Here is an 18,616-nt window from a genome sequence, read left to right on the forward strand (position 1 = left end):
TAATGTCACCGGATGCTCGATGCCAACCGCTCTGGCACCGCCACGGCCTCTCCCCGGGCCGTCGCCATGGAGTCGGCCGGGTCCGCGGCCGTGGTGCCGCTGCCCCCGGCGGGGTTCGCCGCCCGCTGCACACGCATGCTGCTCTCGCCGTACGCCCGGCTCTCCCTGCTGCTCGCGCTGCTGGCCGGCGCGGCCGGGAGCGTGCTGGCGTTCGAGCCGCAGCGGCTGCTGACGCAGGGCTGGCCGCCGCAGCTCGGCGGGGCCGCGGCGGCCGTGGTGTTCGCGGTGGCGTACGGGCTGTGCACGGTGGCGTTCGTGCCCCGGCCCCTGCTGAACCTGGCGGCGGGCGCGTTGTTCGGTTCGCAGGTGGGGCTGGGGGCGGCGCTGGCGGGCACGGTGCTCGGGGCCGGCGTGGCCTTCGGGCTCGGCCGTGTCCTCGGGCAGGACGCGCTGCGGCCGCTGCTGCGGGGCCGCTGGCTGCGGGCGGCCGACGGGCAGCTGAGCCGGCACGGGTTCCGCTCCATGCTGGCGGCGCGGCTCTTCCCGGGCGTGCCGTTCTGGGCGGCGAACTACTGCGCGGCCGTCTCCCGCATGGGCTGGCTGCCGTTCCTGCTGGCCACCGGGCTCGGCTCGATCCCGAACACGGCCGCCTACGCGGTGGCCGGTGCCCGCGCCTCGGCACCGACGTCCCCCGCCTTCCTGGTCGCGATGGCCTGCATCGCCGTACCGGCCCTCGTGGGCACGGTGGTGGCCTGGCGCAAACGCCACCACCTGCGCGGCCGGTGAGGGGTCAGATCCCCTCGAGGATCATCGCGTTGGCGAGTCCGCCCGCCTCGCACATCGTCTGCAGGGCGTAGCGGGCGCCGCGCTCGCGCATCGCGTGGACCAGGGTGGTGGTCAGCCTGGTGCCGCTGGCGCCGAGCGGGTGGCCGAGGGCGATGGCGCCACCGTGCACGTTGACCTTGGCGAGGTCCGCTCCGGTCTCCTGCTGCCAGGCCAGGACCACGCTGGAGAAGGCCTCGTTGACCTCGAACAGGTCGATGTCGCCCACCGTCAGGCCGGCCCTGCGCAGCACCTTCTCAGTGGCCGGGACGACTCCGGTGAGCATCAGCAGCGGGTCGGAGCCGGTCACCGCGAAGCTGTGCAGGCGGGCCAGCGGGCGCAGGCCGAGGCGGGCGGCCGTCTCGCTCGAGGTGATCAGGACCGCCGAGGCGCCGTCGTTGACCGGGCTGGCGTTGCCCGCGGTGACGTTCCACTCGATCTGCGGGAAGCGCTCGGCGAAGCCGGGGTCGTGGTAGGCCGGCCGGAGTCCGGCGAGGACCTCCTGGGTGGTGCCGGGGCGCACGCTCTCGTCGCGGGAGACGCCCTCCAGCGGGGCGACCTCGGCGTCGAAGAGGCCCGCCTCCCACGCGGCGGCGGCCTTCCGGTGCGAGGAGACGGCGAACTCGTCCATCCGCTCGCGCGTGAGCGACCACTTGGCGGCGATCAGCTCGGCGCTGATGCCCTGCGGGACCAGGCCCTCCGGGTAGCGCTCGGCGACGCCGGGGCCGAAGGGGTCCTTGCCGGCGGGCACGTTGGACCACATCGGCACCCGGCTCATCGACTCCACCCCACAGGCGACGACGAGGTCGTACGCGCCGGAGAGGACGCCCTGCGCGGCGAAGTGCACGGCCTGCTGGGAGGAGCCGCACTGGCGGTCCACGGTGGTCGCGGGGACCGACTCGGGCAAGCCCGCGGCGAGGACGGCGTACCGGGTGGTGTTCATGGCCTGCTCGCCGACCTGGTCGACGGTGCCGCCGATCACGTCGTCGATCAGCGCCGGGTCGACGCCGGAGCGCTCGACGAGGGTGCGCAGGGTGTGGGCGAGGAGCTGCACGGGGTGGACGTGGGCGAGGGCGCCGTTCGGCTTGCCCTTGCCGATGGGGGTGCGTACGGCTTCGACGATGACTGCGTCGCGCATGGTGCGGCCTCCAGCAGGGTCCCGGCAGCTCGGCTACCGGTGAGTAGGAAATCCGAACTCACCATAACTCGGTAAGTTGGAAAATCAAACCCTCGCCTACACTGCACCTCATGGCCGCCACGAAAGACCCGCGCCCCTGTTCCATCGCCGACGCCCTCGCCCTGGTCGGTGAGAAGTACTCCCTGCTCGTGATGCGGGAGGTGTGCCTGGGCAACGGCCGCTTCGACCAGCTCGTGCGCAACATCGGCGCCCCGCGCGACGTCCTCGCCACCCGGCTGCGCCGGCTCGTGGACGCCGGAATCCTGACCAAGCGGGTCTACAGCGAGCGCCCGCAGCGGTTCGAGTACCGGGCCACGCAGGCGGGGCTGGAGCTGGAGCCGGTCCTGTGGACGCTCAAGGAGTGGGGCGACCGCCACCTCCGTGACGGCGCCGGTCTCCCCATGGTCGTCGAGCACCGCTGCGGCAACGAAATGGTCCCGGTCGTCACCTGCCGGGCCTGCGGCGACGAGGTGCGCCACGGGGACCTCACGGCCCATCCCCAGGCCCCGGGCTGGACGATCACCGGTCCGGTGGCGTAGCGCCCCTCCGGAAGGACCGCTACGGGCCGCCGACCGGCCGCGTCGGCTTCATGGCCGGCCGCGCGGTTCCCTGCGCGTCTTCGGGGCGCGGGTACACGTCGAGCCGCCCGCGCATCCCGACCCGCCGCTGCTCCACGGGCACCACGGCGCGCACGACGGCTTCGGCCAGTTGCGCCGCGTCCCCCTCCGCCAGCTGACCCAGATGCCCACTCCCGCTCCGCCTCCGGTGCGCCGGCCGTGACCGGTCCGACCGTCCAACCCCCCGTTTCCCGGCGACACTCCCGGCCGGTTACGCTGCCCTCGTCTTTTGATCATCCTTTTACCTCCCAGCACTTGGACGCCCTACCGTCATGTCTTGGTTTGAATCCCTCGTCCTCGGACTCGTCCAGGGGCTGACCGAGTTCCTGCCCGTCTCCTCCAGTGCGCATCTGCGGCTGACGGCGGCGTTCGCGGGCTGGAAGGACCCCGGGGCCGCCTTCACGGCGATCACCCAGATCGGCACGGAGACGGCGGTCCTGATCTACTTCCGCAAGGACATCGGCCGGATCGTCTCGGCGTGGTTCCGGTCCCTGTTCAGCAAGGCGATGCGACGGGACCACGACGCGCAGACGGGCTGGCTGGTGATCGTGGGCTCGATCCCGATCGGCGTGCTCGGCCTGACGCTCAAGGACCAGATCGAGGGACCGTTCCGCGATCTGCGGGTCACCGCGACGATGCTGATCGTGGTCGGTGTGGTCATCGGCATCGCCGACCGGCTGGCGGCCCGCGACGAGTCCGGCGGCCGGCACCGCGCCCCCAAGCAGCGCAAGACACTGGAGCACCTGCGGGTCAAGGACGGCCTGGTCTACGGCCTCTGCCAGGCCTGCGCCCTCGTCCCCGGCGTCTCCCGCTCGGGCGCGACCATCAGCGGCGGTCTGTTCATGGGCTACCGGCGCGAGGCGGCGGCCCGCTACTCCTTCCTGCTCGCCGTCCCCGCCGTACTCGCGTCCGGGGCGTTCGAGGTGAAGGACTCGGTGAGCGAGGGTCATGTGGCCTGGGGGCCCACCCTGTTCGCGACGGTGATCGCGTTCGCGTCGGGGTACGCGGTCATCGCCTGGTTCATGAAGTGGATCTCCAACAAGAGCTTCATGCCGTTCGTCTGGTACCGGATCGCCCTCGGCGTCGCCATCATCGCGCTGGTCTCGGCGGGGGTGTTGAGCCCGCACGCCGCGGAGTCGGCGAGCTGACCCTCCCGCGCGCCGCGGCCTGCCACCTCCGTTTCGGCCATCTCCCGCGCGCCGGACCATCGCGTCCCCGGCAAGCGCCGCCGCTGCCGGCCCGCGGCCTTCCGCGCATCCGCCGTGGCCTGCGCGTTCGAAGGTTTGCACGGGTCACGGCCCTGCGCCCCGGCCCGGTCGCCGGCCCTCACCCGCGCCGGCCCGCGCCCTACTCCCAGGCCAGGCATATGCCGTGTGGACTGGGCCGACGGCGCACGCCGCGGCGGGCGGCGGTGACCAACCCCATACGGTCTGCGTAGCCGAGCGGTAGCGCAGTGTCAGTGCTTGCCCCTAGGCTGTCCGCATGTCCCCCGATTCCCTGCCCTGTGGTTCCGTGCGCTCTGCTGCCGAGGTCAACGAGCAGATCCGCGCACTGTGGCTGCGTGCGGGCGGCACCCTGTCGGCCCAGGAGCGCGCGGAGTACGAGCTGTTGGTGGTCGAGTGGGCCGCGGCGATCCGCGGGGAGGTCATCGAGGCCGCATGAATCTCGGCTCGCGAACCGACTCGAACCGACTCCCCTCGGGCCCGGCCTGGGCCCGCAGATGCGTGAGCGTCTCCTCGGCGACCGGATAGGGCCGCTCCACCGAACGACAACTCCTTCGCCCGTTCGAGCCGGCCGTCTCGCACCAGTGCGTGGATCTCCGTGGCCAGCGGTGTCACGTCCTCGATGCCGGTGATCCACTGGTCGGCGTACCGGGTCGCCGCCTCGCCCGCGAGACCGAGCTGCAGGGAGCGGTACGGCAGCGGGCCGAGGCGCAGATCCCGCTCGGGGTCCCACTGGACGCGCGCCGGGGACTGCCGCAACTGCCGCTTCCAGTCGGCCCGGTCCTCGTGCAGGGCGGGCACGTAGTGCGACAGGCAGGCGTTCCGCAGCGCCCACTCGAAGCCGGCACGGTCGATCTCGACGGCCAGCACGGTCTCCTCCTTGGTACCCCAGCCGCAGCGGTACATCATCCACAGGAAGGACGGCTTGATCCAGGTCAAGCCTTGCTCACAACCCTTTCTGCAGACAGTGGAGCACGGCACGAGCAGTACAGCGACAGAGAGCAGCTCGGGCGCTCCAGTCCGACGCGGCCGCGTTACTCTCCAGTCAACCTGACCTGCGGAGACGACCGATCAAGTTGGCTGTGCCATGTAGATATGCGAGACGGCCATCGCTGGATAGAGTCGTTCCGTTACAACTGGTTGTGGGGACAACCAGGGTGCCTTTTGGGGAGGGCCTGCAAGACATGAGTCGTCGCTCTAATGGCTTGGTCGGCGTCTGGGCTGAGATGCAGAGGCAGCAACAGCGCCAGCTGGAGGCCGAAGCCAGACGACAGAGGCAAGAGGCACAGCAAGCCCGTGCGTATCAGCGGCGAGCTGCCCAGGACTACCGCGAGTACCGGCAGGCAGAGGCACTGCGTCGCACTCGGGAACTGGACGCGCAGGTCACGGCGTTACAAGGTCTCCTCGTCTCGGGCTGCCAGGCCCCGGCTTTCAGGGCTTCCTCGCTCATACGCCCTGAAGACATCGAGCCCTTCTCTCCAGGAGCACTGGCACAGCCCATACCTATGCCGAACTTCGATCATTACGAGGTGCAGAGCGGGTGGACTGCCGGTCGGCGCGCTCAGGCTCAGGCCGACGCTCGGGCACGCTTCGAGCGGGACTGGCATGCGGCCCAAGCGGCTGAGGCGCAGCGGCAACAACAGTTGGCGTCGTACCAGCGGGACTACCGGGAGTGGGCCGACGCCCAACTGGCCGAGGTGCGGCAGCACAACACCGGTGTCATCGAACTGACGGATGGCGTCAGGCGCCGCGATCCCGATTCCGTAGTCGAGTATTTCTCCGCCGCGCTCTACGCCTCAAGATCATGGCCTGAGGGGTTTCCGCGTCAGGTGACGGCTGCCTATGACTCGGCAGCCGGACAGCTGGTGCTGGATTGGGAGCTGCCCGGCTACAGCGTCGTTCCTGAGGTCAAGGCTGTCCGGTACATGCCTACTGCGGACCAGGACAAGGAGACCCCTCGGCCCGTAGGCCAACGGCGGTCCCTGTACCGGGAGGTCCTGGCGCAGTGCATGCTGCTGGTGTTGCACGAACTCTTCGCCGCGGATGAACTGAGGGCGCTCGATTCCGTGACCTTGAACGGGTTCGTGGACGGCCACGACCCTACGACGGGCCGACCGGGCCACATTTACCTGGCAACCGTCATGGCTCCTGGCTCGACGTTCCGCGAGCTGCACTTGGCACAAGTAGACGCCGGCAGCTGCCTTGCCGATGCCCTGCGCGGACAACTCTCGGCTCGCCCCGACCAACTCACCTCGGTGCGGCCGAGTCGCCGGCCGCAGGAAGTCGGGAACCGGGTTGTCACGCATGGCAGCGACGAGGATCCCGACCTGTACGAGATGGACCCGATCGCCTTCGAAAACCTTGTTGCGGACCTCTTCCGCTCCATGGGGATGCAAGCGGTCACCACTCAACGCTCGAACGACGGCGGGGTCGATGTCGACGCCCTGGATCCGACGCCGATCCGCGGCGGCAAGATCGTCGTGCAAGTGAAGCGATACCGGAACACGGTGCCGCCCACCGCTGTCCGCGACTTGTACGGGACCGTGCAAGACGCCGGCGCCAACAAGGGCGTCCTCGTGACGACGTCGAAGTTCGGGCCCGGCTCACACACTTTCGCCAACGGCAAGCCGCTGGAGCTGATCTCGGGAACCGCGCTGGTCGACCTGCTGCATCGTCACGGGCTGCGCGGGCGCCTGGGCGAAAGTGCCCGCCGCCTACCGGCACAGCCGACATCGGCGGTGCCGGACACGCATTTGCCCGACGACTACAACGTCCTGGGCATGTCGTGGACCGGAAGCGTGGCCTTGGACGTGTGTGCTCTCGTCTGCCGTGGCAACCGGGTCCTCAGTGACGATCACTTCGTCTTCTTCAACAACCCACAGACACCGGACGGCTCCGTGCGTGCTCTCCCAGCGACCGCACCCGACAAGGCGGCGATCTGCGTGTCCTTCGACGCCTTGCCGGATGAGGCGGACCGTTTTGTACTCGTGGCCGCCGTCGACCCAGAGGTCAACCCGGACGCCGACCTGTCCGGCTTCACGGACGCATGCATCCGCCTCCTCGACCCAGGCATGGCAGAACTGGAACGCCTTGAGGTCTCAGACGGCCGGCCCCCTGAGACTGCCTTGGTTCTCGGCTCCTTCCGTCGCAGGACCAGCGGAGACTGGGACTTCGTCCTCGGCGGCAAGGGTTACACCGGCGGCCTGGAAGAACTACTCAAGGACTACGGCATCGAGGTGGATTAGCGATCCGCCCCCTTACCTCCGGGCCCACCACGGGTCCACAAGGACAGGTCACTGCTCGTAGCCACGGCAAGGGTCTGCCCGGAGGGCGAGAAGCCAGCAGCACGAAGCTCGGAGTAGTGGGAGTGGAAGATGTGCCACCAGCGCTCTCCGTGCGGACCGGAGTGTGGCAAGCCACCGTCGCGGGAAAGCAGGACTCGTTCGTTCGGCCAGGTGGGAGGAACGACCTCCAGCATCCAACCGTCTCCGCTGGTGGTGTGAAGCCCCCCTCCGAAGAGTCCGGCGATGCGCACCCTGCTTCCAGCGACGGGTCCCAGCCCAGGACACCACAGAGCGGGATCCGCGTCGCGGCTGGTCTCCTCGGGGTCAGCGTCACGATCCCGCGCGATCTTCTCTCCGGTGACGGCGTCGAAGAGACCATGACCGTCGGTCGAGACGACCATCACCAAGTCGTGGCCGGTGCCGGGGTGCGAGGCGAAGCCGATCCCGAGAAGTCCGCCGACCGGGGCGTAAGCGGTGCGTTGCCAGGGCTCGGGCGCGGGTACCACGGGGGCCGCGAGCAGCCTTTGCCGCATCGCCTGCTGGTACGGGGAAAGCTCCGGCTCAGGGTCTGATCGCTCGACCGGCGGTTCGTCCTTCGTCCACTTCGTCACGCAGCCATGATCCATACTTCAGTGGGTTCACCCAACCCAGTTCCAACAGCCAGGTAGCAGCCCAGGGCGAACCGGCAACCGGCGCGGGTCCGAACACCAGGCGGCTGCATCCTCATCAGGAAGGACCGCAGCGCCCACAGCCTCCATGCCATGGAGGCGTGCGGGCCGGCGAACTCCGTGAGTGCAGGATCGACCAGCCGACCATCTTGTGCCACTTCCTGCCCGAACCGGGCTGGGAGATCGTCCGCCGCTTCTTCGAGGCATAACGGCCTTACAGGGTCCCGACCCTGAAGGGAGCCGGCACGGCCATCCGTCCCTTGACGGCTCTGGGACTGACCCTGCAGACATGGCCCTCGCCTCGCTGCTGGCGACCTCGCCGTCGGTGCTGGCGATTCCGGGCATCGGTTCTCTCGATCACCTGGAGGAGAACCTCGCGGCGAACCATCTCCGTCTCAGTGACGAGGACTTGTCCGACCTGCGAGGCTAGCCGGCTCTGGAAGTCGGTTTGCCCGCCGTGCCCGTTGCCGCGGCACGCCCGACATCCCCGACCGCTACCGAGCGGCACCGGTTGCGGAAGGCAGCCTGGGGCCACAAGACCGAGCACCGGCTTCGAGAGCGTGCGCAGAGCGTGCTGCACGCGGCCCGCGGGCTGGCGAACGCGCGGATCGCTGAGGGGGTCGGCGTGCACGTGGACACCGTGCGAACCTGGCGGAGCCGCTTCGCACCGGACGCCCGCCCTCCTTGACCCCGCCGTAGGCCGCCCAGGTCAAGGCCCTAGCCTGTCAACTGCCAGCCGAGACCGGCACGCCGTCGTCCCGCTGGACTAGACCCGAACTGTCCCGCGAGGCCGTCATGCGCGGCATCGCTGCCTTCTTGTCGGCCTCTCCCATGCGCCGCTGCCTCGCGCGGGACGCTCTCAAGCGCGAGCCGTGAACAGTGCCAGCTGATCGGCGATCCAGGGGTCGGCCATCGTCAGCTGATCGGCGATCCAGGGGTCGGCCATCGTCAGCTGGCCGGCGATCCAGGGGTCGGGACGGGTGGCGCCGTGCTTGTGGTGGGCGGTGTGGGCTTCGGCATCCACGACTACGGCGGCGTGAGCCGGAGTGCGTGCGTCGAGGTGGTCGGGGGCCGCGACGGCGGAGCCGCCGACGGCCAGGAGGGCGGCTCCCGTGAGGACAGCGGAGACACCCATGGTCGCCGTACGCCGTATGAGCTTGGTCATCATCATGCCTTCCTGTGCAGCGCGTCGTTGTGGGACGGCGAGCTGTGGATCCTGCCGTGGTGACGGCGGGATGAAGGCTATGCACGAGGCAAGTAGTTGAACAATAAACCACCGTCGTGGGAAACGTCACCTGGACGGCCCGATCCAGGCCGGAGGGCGGCGCCCGCCGCGCCTGGATCGCACCCGCCCTTCGCACTGGCGACGCGGCCGTGGCGGACATCACGAGGCTCATGGCAGGAGAACGTGCCACCCTCGATATCGTGCAACTTTCAACCACTCTGTCGCGACTGGTTCCCGCGAGGGTGTCACGCCTGGCAGGGCCCGTCCTACGCCGGTCCGCCCGGCGCCCCCGGCCATGCGGTGCACGGGGCCAAGACGCTGATCGCGGCTCTGCTCGCGTGGGGTGCCGCGGCGCCCTGGGCTGCGGCGGGGCGCCCGTTCCTGGCAGTGGCCACGGCTTTGCTGATGGTCAACGCGTCCACCGTGCACCAGTCCGTGACGAAGGCGGTGCACAACGTAGCGGCACGGACCGCGGGCCTGGCCCTCGCGCTCGGGGCCACTCGGCTGCTGGGGCCGACCGCGGGCGCCACGGCGGTCATCGCCCTCCTCGCGGCGCTGGCGGGCCCCCGCCGCACCGCCGATGACCGGCTGCAGATCGCCTCGACCGCGGTCATCGCGCTGGCCGCCACGGCGACCGATCCCCTGGGCGGTGTCGTGGCCCCCATCCTGCAGACCCTCACCGGAGCGGTTGTGGGCATTGCCGTGAACGCTCTGCTGCTGCCTCCGCTGTATCTCGACGAGTCCGACTCCGCCGTACGCGAACTCGCCGACGCCATGGGGACACTGCTGCGCGACATGGGGGCCGGTCTGCAAGGCCGACAGCTCGCCTCCAGGGCTCACGGCTGGCTTCACCGCGCACGCAGCCTGGACAAGCGCCTCGCCCAGGCGGAGGAGCAGGTGCGCCAGGCCCACGAAAGCCTGCATTGGAACACCCGCTGCGTCGCCCATGCCCGCCGCGGGGAAGTGCCCTCGAGCGAGGCATTCGGGGCACTGTGTGGCGTCTCCCTGCAGGTACGCGGCATCGCACGGACTCTTGCCGACAATGCCCGCGACCACCACACCGATCACCACCTGGGCCACCAGTTCCTCGACCGCTATGCCGAGACGCTGCAGTTGGCGGGAGCAGCCGTCCAAGAGTTCGTTCAGCGGACCGGCCCGGCCGGTTCACCCGACGCGATACGCCGTAAACGCCTACGGCGAGCGCTGGACGGGGCCTCGGCCTGGCATGACACCATGACCAGCCTGATCGACGGGGGCACCCTCACCAAGCCCGGTGCGTGGCACGTCTACGGCTCGCTCATGACCGACATGGAAAGGCTCCTGACGGACCTGGACCATGCGGATGCGCACTCAAAGAGCCTTCCGCGACAGGGTGTTCGGTGACACGCGGCCTCCGCAGGGCCTACGACCCGCATCGCGTCCCATGAAGTGGTGCAGCCGACCCTGATCGTCTCAACTCCGTCAGCCCTACGTAGTGACTCCAGCAGCCGCATCAGGTCAGACGAAGGCTCTGGCGGGCCGCTTCGGCGATGACGGCGTCCGCTTGGTCGTGGCGTTTGACTGAGCCGCCCTTCCCCAGCGGGCCGCTGGGAGCATGGATGAGCTCTGTGAGCGTGGCTTGGTGGCCCAGGTCATCCGGTCGCGCTTCCAGGCGGCGGGGAAGCGGCCGGTGCGGGCGGTGGGGTGGCCGATCTCGGGGCGGTAGGCCTGGTAGACGGTGACCGTGGTGTCCGTGTAGCGGGCCCGGAGGCGGAACTTCGGCTCGGGTTCGACCGGCTGTTCGTTCACTTCGACCGGTTGTTCGTCGACTTCGACTGCTTGCTCGTTCACCAGGACAGGTTCCGGTGTCCGCCAGGTGGTGCACCACCGAATATCCCCGCACGCCCTCTTGGATCCTCGCCGCGCATGCCCAAAACTGTGCCGATGACGCAGCGCGCGGAGCTCGCGACCGTGATCGACCGACTGGCCGTGGACGAGCTGATCACCTCGTACGCGATGGCGGTGGACGACGGCGACTGGGGGGTGTACCGGAAGCTGTTCACCGGGGACGGCCGGGCCGACTACCGTTCGGCGGGTGGCATCGAGGGCGATGCGGAGCGGGTCGCCGGATGGCTGGCCGAGAGCCTGGCCCTGTTCGCCATGCGGCAGCATCTGATCGTCAACCGCCGGGTGCGGTTCGGGCTGCTGGAGCACGACGCCGGCGACACCGCCCAGGTGCGCGCCGACTACTTCAATCCGATGCGGTTCGCGGCCGACGGCGGATCGAGCGCGCCCGACCTGGTGTGCGGGGGCCGGTACGCGTTCGCGCTGCTGCGCACGGCCGAGGGCTGGCGGCTGCGCGAGGTGATCGTCGAGGAGAAGTGGCGCCGGCTGCCGTCGAAGGAGGCCGCCACCCCGTAGCCGGGCGGCTCCCCCTGTCAAAGATCCCTTCCGGCGCGCACACTGGAGCCATGGCTGGGTAGGGAGGGTCCCTATGAGGACGATCGACCGCTGGCTGACCTCCCCCTGGCGGCGCTCCGCCGCCGCCGCCCTCGCGGGTGCCCTGCCCGTGCTCGCGTTCCCGGCGCCGTCGCTGTGGTGGTTCGCGTACGTCGCCCTGGTCCCCTGGATCCTGCTGGCCCGCTCGGCGCCCACCGGGCGGCGGGCGGCGTACGACGGCTGGTGCGGCGGCTTCGGCTTCCTGGTGGCCGTGCACCACTGGCTGCTGCCGAGCCTGCACGTGTTCATCTTCCTGATAGCCCTGCTGCTGGGCGTGCTCTGGGCCCCCTGGGGCTGGCTGGTGCGCCGCTTCCTCGGCGGGGTGCCGTCGCCGGGCCGGGGCGCCGCCGCGCTGCTGGCGCTGCCGTCCGCCTGGCTGCTGGTGGAGCTGGTCCGCTCCTGGCAGGGGCTCGGCGGGCCGTGGGGGATGCTGGGCGCCAGCCAGTGGCAGGTCGGCCCGGCGCTGCGGCTCGCCTCGGTCGGCGGAGTGTGGCTGCTCAGCTTCCTGGTGGTGGCCGTCAACGTGGCGGCGGCCACCATGGTTTCGACGCGCGGGGCGCGCGTACCGGCCGTGGCCTCGCTGCTCGCCACGGCCGCGGCGACCTCGGCCGCGTGGGCGTGGGCGCCCACCCCGGAGGTCGACGGACAGGTCCGCGTCGCGATCGTCCAGCCGGGGATCGTGGACGGCCTGGCCAGCGGGGACAAGCGCTTCGCGCGCGAGGAACAGCTGACCCGGCGGCTCGCCGGGCAGGGCGTCGATCTGGTCGTGTGGGGAGAGTCCAGCGTCGGCTTCGATCTGGGCGACCGGCCCGACCTGGCCCGGCGGATCGCCGCGCTGTCCCGCGAGACGGGCGCCGACGTGCTGGTGAACGTGGACGCGCGCCGCTCCGACCGCCCCGGCATCTACAAGAGTTCGGTGCTGATCGGCCCGAACGGCCTCACCGGCGACCGGTACGACAAGATGCGGCTCGTCCCCTTCGGTGAGTACATACCCGCCCGCTCGCTCCTCGGCTGGGCCACCTCGGTCGGCAAGGCGGCCGGCGAGGACCGCAGGCGCGGCGGCGAGCAGGTCGTGATGAACGTCGGACACGGGCTGCGGGTCGGCCCGCTGGTCTGCTTCGAGACGGCGTTCCCCGACATGAGCCGGCACCTCGCCGACGACGGCGCGGACCTCCTCCTCGGCCAGTCCTCCACCTCGTCGTTCCAGAACAGCTGGGCGCCGGAGCAGCACGCCTCCCTGGCCGCCCTGCGGGCCGCCGAGACCGGGCGCCCGATGGTGCACGCGACCCTGACGGGCGTCTCCGCCGTGTACGGCCCGGGCGGGCAGCGCCTCGGCCCGTGGCTGGGCACCGGCGCGAGCACCGTCCACGTGTACGACGTACCGCTCGCGCACGGCATCACCCCGTACGTCCGCTACGGCGACTGGCCGGTGCACGCGGCGCTGCTGGTGCTCGCCGCGCTGTGTGTGACGGAGGGGGCGCGGGCGGTCAGGCTGCGCCGTAGCGGTCCTGCACCGCTCGTACCACGCGCTCGCACAGCTCATGAGTCGCCAGCGCGTCCCTCGCGCTGAGCAGCTTGCCCGCGCGGACGGCGTCGAGGAAGGCGAGCACCGCCTGCTCGATGCCGCGCTGCCGGGCCACGGGCACCCAGTCGCCGCGCCGGCGCACGGTCGGCTGGCCCTTGTGGTCGACGACCTCGGCGAGGTTGAGCACCTCGCGCTTGGTGTCCTGGCCGGAGACCTCCAGGATCTCCTCGGTGGAGCCGCTGAGCCGGTTCATCACGCCGAGCGCGGTGAAGCCGTCCCCGCCGAGCTGGAGGACGAGATGGTGCACGAGCCCGTCGGCCACGCGGGCGCGCACCGTCACGTCGTCGACCGGGCCCGGCACCAGGAAGCGCAGGGTGTCGACGACGTGGATGAAGTCGTCCAGGATCATCGAGCGCGGTTCCTCGGGCAGCCCGATCCGGTTCTTCCGCATGAGGATCAGCTCGCGCGGGTGGTCCAGGCACTGCGTGTAGCCGGGGGCGTACCTGCGGTTGAAGCCGACGGACAGGGAGACGCCCCGCTGCTCGGCGAGGGCCACCAGCCGTTCGGAGTCGGCGAGTTCGTAGGCGAGCGGCTTGTCCACGTAGGTGGGGACGCCCGCCTCCAGCAGCCGGGTGACGATCTCGGGGTGGACGGCGGTGGGCGCGTGCACGAAGGCCGCGTCCAGGCCGGCGTCGAGCAGGGAGTCGAGCGTGATGTGCCGCCGGTCCGCCGGCAGACGCAGGGTGTCGGCGACCCGGTCGAGGGTCGCGGGTGTCCGGGTCTGCAGGTGCAGGTCGATCCCGGGCTGCACGCCCAGCACCGGCAGATACGCCTTCTGCGCGATGTCCCCGAGCCCGATGCAGCCGACCTTCACGTGCGCTCCCTGTCCCGCGTGCCTGCCTGTGCCTCCCCGGAAGCATACGGGGGCCGCCAGTCGGCGATGCCGTCGAAACCGCGCAGGAACAGTGCCGGTCCGGCCTTCGACAGGGCGGCGATCACGGTGTCGCGTACGGCGACGGCGACGGGGTTGTCCGCCATGTCGAGGCGGGCCACCCTGACGGCCCGGCGGGCGACGGCGGTGGTGCGCGGGAGCCGGGCGGCGGTGTACGCGGGCAGGTCGTCCGCGTGGTGGGCGAGGACGACGGCGTCCTCGATCGCCTGGTTGCCGCCCTGGCCGAGGGTCGGCGGCATGGCGTGGGCGGCGTCGCCGAGGAGGGCGACCCGGCCACCGTGGTGGGCGGGCAGGGGCTCGGCGATGTGGTGGACGTCGTGGCGCAGCACGTCCTCGGCGCGGGCGGCGGCGAGTACGGCGGGGATCGGGTCGTGCCAGTCGCCGTAGCGGCGCAGGAGTTCGGCCCTCTCGTCGTCGGGGGCTCGCCCACCCGCCGGGGTCCGGGCCGCCGCGTAGGCGTAGACCCGGCCGTCCTTGAGCGGGTGCGTGCCCCAGATGCGGCCCCGGCCCCAGGTCTCGTGGGAGGCGAACTCCGCGCCGGGCAGCGGGATCAGGACCCGCCAGGTGGTGAAGCCCGCGTACACCGGCCCGGGGTGCGACGGGAACAGGGCGCCGCGCACGCGGGAGTTGATGCCGTCCGCGCCGACCACCAGCTCGGCCTCCAGCTCGTCGTCACCGGTGGTGACGCGGGCGGGCCTGGTGCGCTCGCCGGGGTCGGCCAGGGTCGCTGCGGTCGCGGTGCGCACGGCACCCGGCGGGAGCAGGGCGGCGAGGCGGTCGACCAGGGTGGCCCGGGGCAGCAGGACCAGGGGGCCGCCGAAGCGGGCCGCGGCGGCCTCGGCGCTCGTGCGGGACACCCAGCGTCCGCCCGGGGTGCGCAGACCGCCGTCCCCCTGCCAGGCGGCGAGGTCGCGGATCTCGTCGCCGATGCCGAGCGCGTCCAGGGCGCGCAGGGCGTTCGGGGCCAGGGAGAGGGCGGCGCCGGCCGGCTCCAGGGAGCGGGCCCGCTCCAGCACGGTCACGTCCCGGCCCCGTTGGTGCAGGGCCGCCGCCGCGGCCAGGCCTCCGATGCCGCCGCCGATGACGAGTACGCGTGCCGGCTGTGCCATGACCCCTCCTGGTTCACTACATCTGTAGTGAGAGCAACGCTACTACAGCCGTAGTGCGCCGGATAGGGTCACCTCATGTCCGTACAGACCCCCCGCCCCGCCCGCGCCGACCTCGTCGCCGACGCCGCCCTCGCCCTGCTCGCCGAGCGGGGGATGCGCGGGCTGACGCACCGGGCGGTGGACGAGGCGGCCGGACTGCCGCACGGCTCGACGTCGAACGTGGCCCGCACCCGGCAGGCGCTGCTGGAGCTGGCGGTGCGCCGGCACGCCGAGCGGGAGGCCCGGGTACTGGCGCTGGAGGAGATGCCGGATCCGCGCGGCGGCCTCGATGCGCTGACCGCGGCTCTCGCCCTCGCGGTCCACCGCTCCCTGACCCGGGGCCGCGAGCTGCTGATCGCCCGCTACGAACTGGCTCTTGAGGCCACGCGCCGCCCCGAGCTGCGCGCCTTCTACGACCGGACGGGCGCCGTCTTCAAGGAACAGCTGGCCGCGATGCTCACGGCCGCGGGCTCACCGGACCCGGACCGCCATGTACTGTCGCTGGCCGCCTGGGCGGACGGGCTGATGTTCTCCTGCGCCGCCGGGTCCTTCGGCTCCGAGGCGCCGGGGCTGGAGGAGATCCGCACGGGTCTGCGGGAGCTGCTGGCGGGGATGCTGGGCCGGTGAAAACCGCTGGAGAGGACCCTTGCGGAACCAGCTCCGCTCGACCTCCGCCATGTGCCGGACCAGACCCAGCAGGGACAGCTCGGAGGGCGGCACCGCGGCCGTGCGCAGTTGCTCCTCGGTCAGGCCCTCGCACTTCCAGGCCAGCGTCCGGCGGTGGTAGTCCAGCCGGCCTCGGAGATCGAGACGGCCCGGCGCCACGCGGCCGGCTTCGCGCTGGACGATCTCTCGCGCGGCAGGAGCCGGTTCACGGACGAGCCGTTCAGCCTGCGCTGGATCTACACCCACATGATCGAGGAGTACGCCCGGCACAACGGCCACGCCGATCTGATCCGTGAGCGGATCGACGGTGCCACCGGCGACCGAACGTCAGCGCCGGCACGGCGAAGCCACCCGCACGGGGCACGGGATCACCCGTGAGGGGGCATCGGCCTCGACTCCCTGGTGCCAACCGGGTCCGGAGCCAGCAGAGTTGCGCGGGTGCATCGAACGACGACCACCGCAGCGCTTCTGATCACCGTGGCCGTCTCGGCCCTCTCCGGCTGTATGACCGTACAGCGCCCGGCAAGTCCCGGGCCCCCGCCCGACGCGGCGCCCTCGCAGCCGTCGGTGCCGCGGCCGGACGGCAGCGCGGAGCCCCGGGTGGTGCAGGCACCGGCCCGGGAGGCACTGGAGATGGTCGGACCGTCCCGGCATCCGGAGCATCCGACGCCGACGGCCGCGCATCCGCCCACGCAGGCACCCCCGGCGCCCCACCGGGACCGGCCGCCCGCGGCCCCGCCCGCCCCCCCGCGTCCCCGGACACACCCCGACCACCCCCGGCGATCGCACGCACACCTCCCGGACCTCTCGAAGCCGGCCCCCACGCCCCCGGACGTCTGCGCCCTCGGCCGGAAGTACGGGCGCTGGCGCGGGGACAGCCCGGAGTCGGTGATCTGCGAGCAGGCATACGGACACTGAACGGCACCGGGCCGCTCAGCTGGGCCGCGGGCGTGGCGGCCCCCAGGATCCCCCGTCGCCCGGGAACCGGTCCTCCCCCAGCCGCAGCTCCAGTCGGCTGATGGCGGCCCGGACGCCGTCGCCGTAACCGTCGTCCGACAGGGCGCCGGCCGCGCTGCGGGCGCGGTGCAGATGGCTGCGGGCGGCCTCGGCGCGGCCGAGCTTGACGTAGTCGGCGGCCAGGTTGAGGTGCAGGGAGGGGAAGAACCCGCGCACGCTCAGCGCGTCGCCCTCCGCGCGGCCGTCGGCGAGTTCCTCCGCCGCCGACAACGCCCTGAGATCCCACGCGAGTTCGTCCGCCGGATCGTCCTGGGTGTCGGCGAGGTAGTGGGCGAGGGTACAGCGGTGCAGCGGCTCGCCCTCCTCCCCGATCTCGGCCCACAGGTCCAGGAAGCGGCTGCGGGCCTCCTCGCGGTCGCCACCGTGGTGCAGCATCACCACCTGCCCGATCCGCGTCAGCACGGCGTCCGGCACCGCCTGCCCCTGTCGCTCCACCACCACACCTCCGACGCGCGCTCACCCGACCTGCCCCCGACGCTAACCGTCCGAGCCCGCATTCCAGGTCAGCCACAGCCGAAACACCCCAGCACCACACCCGGCGAACGCCACCCACCGGAGAGACTGCGGCCCGCCGGGGACACGGCTCCTGACGGCGACACGGCCCACCGGGGCGCGGCCCGACAGGAGAGCGTGACGGGCAAGGACACATCCGGCCAGGAAACCTGGCCGAACCGAGAGCCGCACCCCGCCGGGGACACGGCTCCTGACAGGGCCATAGCCCGCCCGGCGCGGCCCGGAGGGCACGGCAGCCCCGGGCGCCGCCCGGCACGCGAGAGGGGCCGGCAGGGGCCGTAACCCGTCGGGGCCACCGCCCCTCCCCTGGCTGGCGACGGCAGGCCCTGCTCGAAGCGCGGTGCGGCGGGGTGTGGCCGCCGGGGAAGTCGTTCGCGGCGGGGCCGTGGCACGGCAGACGGCGATGCTGGGGCCGCCGGGGTGCATCCATCTCGCCCTGCTCGGGCTCACCGCCCGGTCGGCCTCACCGACCGCTCGGGCTCACCGCCCGCTCGGCCTCACCAGCCGGCCGGTCCCCGCGCACAGTCAGCCCCCTGCCCCCGCCGGTCCCACGCCCCCGGCCCTGCCCACCCCCACTCGCCCCCTCGGCTCGGTCCGGCTCAGACCCGTTCGGCCAGGTTCGGGACGCGCCAGTCGATCGGGGTGTGGCCCTGGGCCGCGATCGCCTCGTTGATCTGGGTGAAGGGGCGGGAGCCGAAGAACTTCTTCGCGGACAGGGGGGAGGGGTGCGCCCCCTTCACCACCACGTGCCGCGTCTCGTCGATCAGCGGGAGCTTCTTCTGCGCGTAGTTGCCCCACAGGACGAAGACCGCCGGGTCCGGCCGGGAGGCCACCGCGCGGATCACCGCGTCGGTGAACTTCTCCCAGCCCTTGCCCTTGTGCGAGTTCGCCTCGCCCGCCCGGACCGTCAGCACCGCGTTCAGCAGCAGGACGCCCTGCTCGGCCCACGGCATCAGATAGCCGTTGTCCGGGACCGGCAGATCCAGCTCCTGCTGCATCTCCTTGTAGATGTTGCGCAGGGACGGCGGGGTCTTCACACCGGGACGGACCGAGAAGCACAGGCCGTGGCCCTGCCCCTCTCCGTGGTACGGGTCCTGGCCCAGCACCAGCACCTTCACCTCGTCGTACGGCGTCGCGTCCAGCGCGGCGAAGACCTCCTCGCGCGGCGGGTAGACGGGACCCTTCGCCCGCTCGTCCTCGACGAACTCGGTCAGCTCCTTGAAGTAGGGCTGCTGCAGCTCGTCACCCAGAACCCCGCGCCAGGACTCGGGCAGCATGGCGATGTCGGTCACGTCAACGTC

At 71.6% G+C, this 18,616-nt stretch carries 17 protein-coding genes and 5 pseudogenes; 12 read left to right on the top strand and 10 right to left on the bottom strand.

The window, feature by feature from the left end; translation table 11 throughout:
* The first annotated feature begins 12 nt into the window (after window positions 1-12).
* Entirely contained in the window at window positions 13-786 is a 774-nt protein-coding gene (locus tag AB0N17_RS04065) for a VTT domain-containing protein (protein WP_366009517.1), read from the top strand.
* Window positions 787-790: 4 nt separating this feature from the next.
* On the opposite strand, the gene AB0N17_RS04070 is transcribed toward AB0N17_RS04065, so the two are convergent.
* Window positions 791-1,960, bottom strand: a complete 1,170-nt coding sequence (locus AB0N17_RS04070; RefSeq protein WP_366009518.1) for a thiolase family protein — start codon at window positions 1,958-1,960, stop codon at window positions 791-793.
* Between the two features lie 110 nt (window positions 1,961-2,070).
* Here AB0N17_RS04070 and AB0N17_RS04075 point away from each other — a divergent pair, with 110 nt between their 5' ends.
* The 3 genes from AB0N17_RS04075 to AB0N17_RS04085 all read left to right on the top strand — a co-directional run bounded on the left by AB0N17_RS04075 (window position 2,071) and on the right by AB0N17_RS04085 (window position 4,278).
* Window positions 2,071-2,538, top strand: coding sequence for a helix-turn-helix domain-containing protein (locus tag AB0N17_RS04075; protein WP_366009519.1), 468 nt, complete (start codon window positions 2,071-2,073; stop codon window positions 2,536-2,538).
* Window positions 2,539-2,888: 350 nt separating this feature from the next.
* The gene (locus AB0N17_RS04080; RefSeq protein WP_366009520.1) at window positions 2,889-3,764 is read left to right on the top strand and encodes an undecaprenyl-diphosphate phosphatase; all 876 of its coding nucleotides are present in this window, start codon (window positions 2,889-2,891) and stop codon (window positions 3,762-3,764) included.
* A gap of 334 nt (window positions 3,765-4,098) precedes the next feature.
* The gene (locus AB0N17_RS04085; RefSeq protein WP_366009522.1) at window positions 4,099-4,278 is read left to right on the top strand and encodes a hypothetical protein; all 180 of its coding nucleotides are present in this window, start codon (window positions 4,099-4,101) and stop codon (window positions 4,276-4,278) included.
* Here the strand turns inward: AB0N17_RS04085 and AB0N17_RS04090 are convergent.
* Window positions 4,262-4,778 (bottom strand): annotated as a pseudogene (locus AB0N17_RS04090) (DUF4291 domain-containing protein); the annotation flags it as partial. The gene AB0N17_RS04085 and the pseudogene AB0N17_RS04090 sit on opposite strands and share 17 nt — an antisense overlap.
* A gap of 245 nt (window positions 4,779-5,023) precedes the next feature.
* Between AB0N17_RS04090 and AB0N17_RS04095 the strand changes: the two are divergent.
* Window positions 5,024-7,084 carry a restriction endonuclease gene (locus AB0N17_RS04095; RefSeq protein WP_366009524.1) on the top strand — a complete coding sequence of 687 codons (2,061 nt, stop codon included), beginning with the start codon at window positions 5,024-5,026 and terminating at the stop codon, window positions 7,082-7,084.
* On the opposite strand, the gene AB0N17_RS04100 is transcribed toward AB0N17_RS04095, so the two are convergent.
* Entirely contained in the window at window positions 7,081-7,734 is a 654-nt protein-coding gene (locus AB0N17_RS04100; RefSeq protein ID WP_366009525.1) for a hypothetical protein, read from the bottom strand. The two genes, AB0N17_RS04095 and AB0N17_RS04100, sit on opposite strands and share 4 nt — an antisense overlap.
* Before the next feature lie 340 nt (window positions 7,735-8,074).
* Here AB0N17_RS04100 and AB0N17_RS04105 point away from each other — a divergent pair.
* Together AB0N17_RS04105 and AB0N17_RS04110 are read left to right on the top strand one after the other, a co-directional pair.
* Window positions 8,075-8,221, top strand: a pseudogene (locus tag AB0N17_RS04105) (aldo/keto reductase); the annotation flags it as partial.
* A 141-nt stretch (window positions 8,222-8,362) separates the two neighbouring features.
* On the top strand, window positions 8,363-8,479 hold the full coding sequence (locus AB0N17_RS04110; protein WP_366009578.1) for a hypothetical protein: 117 nt from the start codon (window positions 8,363-8,365) through the stop codon (window positions 8,477-8,479).
* 171 nt (window positions 8,480-8,650) lie between these two features.
* Here AB0N17_RS04110 and AB0N17_RS04115 read toward each other — a convergent pair whose 3' ends face one another.
* A complete protein-coding gene (locus AB0N17_RS04115) occupies window positions 8,651-8,956 on the bottom strand; it encodes a hypothetical protein (protein ID WP_366009527.1) in 306 nt (101 codons plus the stop codon).
* 360 nt (window positions 8,957-9,316) lie between these two features.
* Between AB0N17_RS04115 and AB0N17_RS04120 the strand changes: the two genes are divergently transcribed.
* Entirely contained in the window at window positions 9,317-10,399 is a 1,083-nt protein-coding gene (locus AB0N17_RS04120) for a hypothetical protein (RefSeq protein ID WP_366009528.1), read from the top strand.
* A 231-nt stretch (window positions 10,400-10,630) separates the two neighbouring features.
* Here the strand turns inward: AB0N17_RS04120 and AB0N17_RS04125 are convergent.
* A pseudogene (locus tag AB0N17_RS04125) lies at window positions 10,631-10,804 on the bottom strand (DUF4291 family protein); the annotation flags it as partial.
* Window positions 10,805-10,939: 135 nt separating this feature from the next.
* Between AB0N17_RS04125 and AB0N17_RS04130 the strand changes: the two are divergent.
* Complete coding sequence (locus AB0N17_RS04130; protein WP_366009529.1) at window positions 10,940-11,416, top strand: nuclear transport factor 2 family protein; 477 nt, start codon at window positions 10,940-10,942, stop codon at window positions 11,414-11,416.
* 73 nt (window positions 11,417-11,489) lie between these two features.
* Window positions 11,490-13,064, top strand: coding sequence for an apolipoprotein N-acyltransferase (gene lnt, locus AB0N17_RS04135; RefSeq protein ID WP_366009530.1), 1,575 nt, complete (start codon window positions 11,490-11,492; stop codon window positions 13,062-13,064).
* Here lnt and AB0N17_RS04140 read toward each other — a convergent pair.
* On the bottom strand, window positions 12,982-13,893 hold the full coding sequence (locus AB0N17_RS04140) for a Gfo/Idh/MocA family oxidoreductase (protein WP_366009532.1): 912 nt from the start codon (window positions 13,891-13,893) through the stop codon (window positions 12,982-12,984). The two genes, lnt and AB0N17_RS04140, sit on opposite strands and share 83 nt — an antisense overlap.
* Window positions 13,890-15,080, bottom strand: coding sequence for an FAD-dependent oxidoreductase (locus AB0N17_RS04145; protein ID WP_366009533.1), 1,191 nt, complete (start codon window positions 15,078-15,080; stop codon window positions 13,890-13,892). The genes AB0N17_RS04140 and AB0N17_RS04145 overlap by 4 nt, the downstream gene beginning before the upstream one ends.
* 75 nt (window positions 15,081-15,155) lie before the next feature.
* On the opposite strand from AB0N17_RS04145, the gene AB0N17_RS04150 reads away from it, so the two are divergent.
* Window positions 15,156-15,746: a TetR/AcrR family transcriptional regulator gene (locus tag AB0N17_RS04150; RefSeq protein ID WP_366009534.1), complete on the top strand. Its 591-nt coding sequence runs from the start codon at window positions 15,156-15,158 to the stop codon at window positions 15,744-15,746.
* Window positions 15,747-15,764: 18 nt separating this feature from the next.
* On the opposite strand, the pseudogene AB0N17_RS04155 reads toward AB0N17_RS04150, so the two are convergent.
* Window positions 15,765-15,968: pseudogene (locus AB0N17_RS04155) on the bottom strand (DUF664 domain-containing protein); the annotation flags it as partial.
* On the opposite strand from AB0N17_RS04155, the pseudogene AB0N17_RS04160 reads away from it, so the two are divergent.
* Window positions 15,918-16,163 (top strand): annotated as a pseudogene (locus AB0N17_RS04160) (DUF664 domain-containing protein); the annotation flags it as partial. The pseudogenes AB0N17_RS04155 and AB0N17_RS04160 sit on opposite strands and share 51 nt — an antisense overlap.
* A gap of 555 nt (window positions 16,164-16,718) precedes the next feature.
* Here AB0N17_RS04160 and AB0N17_RS04165 read toward each other — a convergent pair.
* Together AB0N17_RS04165 and ung are read right to left on the bottom strand one after the other, a co-directional pair.
* Window positions 16,719-17,240 (bottom strand): hypothetical protein, encoded by a 522-nt coding sequence (locus AB0N17_RS04165; RefSeq protein ID WP_366009535.1) that lies wholly within the window; start codon window positions 17,238-17,240, stop codon window positions 16,719-16,721.
* A gap of 674 nt (window positions 17,241-17,914) precedes the next feature.
* Window positions 17,915-18,607: a uracil-DNA glycosylase gene (ung, locus tag AB0N17_RS04170; RefSeq protein ID WP_366009536.1), complete on the bottom strand. Its 693-nt coding sequence runs from the start codon at window positions 18,605-18,607 to the stop codon at window positions 17,915-17,917.
* Between the last annotated feature and the right edge of the window lie 9 nt (window positions 18,608-18,616).

This window comes from Streptomyces sp. NPDC051133 (assembly GCF_040682635.1).
GTDB lineage: Bacteria > Actinomycetota > Actinomycetes > Streptomycetales > Streptomycetaceae > Streptomyces.

Excerpts from the sequence above, each read along its gene's own strand:
- AB0N17_RS04065 (WP_366009517.1), top strand. The coding sequence starts at position 13 with ATGCTCGATGCCAACCGCTCTGGCACCGCCACGGCCTCTCCCCGGGCC.
- AB0N17_RS04070 (WP_366009518.1), bottom strand. The coding sequence starts at position 1,960 with ATGCGCGACGCAGTCATCGTCGAAGCCGTACGCACCCCCATCGGCAAG.
- AB0N17_RS04075 (WP_366009519.1), top strand. The coding sequence starts at position 2,071 with ATGGCCGCCACGAAAGACCCGCGCCCCTGTTCCATCGCCGACGCCCTC.
- AB0N17_RS04080 (WP_366009520.1), top strand. The coding sequence starts at position 2,889 with ATGTCTTGGTTTGAATCCCTCGTCCTCGGACTCGTCCAGGGGCTGACC.
- AB0N17_RS04085 (WP_366009522.1), top strand. The coding sequence starts at position 4,099 with ATGTCCCCCGATTCCCTGCCCTGTGGTTCCGTGCGCTCTGCTGCCGAG.
- AB0N17_RS04095 (WP_366009524.1), top strand. The coding sequence starts at position 5,024 with ATGAGTCGTCGCTCTAATGGCTTGGTCGGCGTCTGGGCTGAGATGCAG.
- AB0N17_RS04115 (WP_366009527.1), bottom strand. The coding sequence starts at position 8,956 with ATGACCAAGCTCATACGGCGTACGGCGACCATGGGTGTCTCCGCTGTC.
- AB0N17_RS04130 (WP_366009529.1), top strand. The coding sequence starts at position 10,940 with ATGACGCAGCGCGCGGAGCTCGCGACCGTGATCGACCGACTGGCCGTG.
- lnt (WP_366009530.1), top strand. The coding sequence starts at position 11,490 with ATGAGGACGATCGACCGCTGGCTGACCTCCCCCTGGCGGCGCTCCGCC.
- AB0N17_RS04145 (WP_366009533.1), bottom strand. The coding sequence starts at position 15,080 with ATGGCACAGCCGGCACGCGTACTCGTCATCGGCGGCGGCATCGGAGGC.
- AB0N17_RS04150 (WP_366009534.1), top strand. The coding sequence starts at position 15,156 with ATGTCCGTACAGACCCCCCGCCCCGCCCGCGCCGACCTCGTCGCCGAC.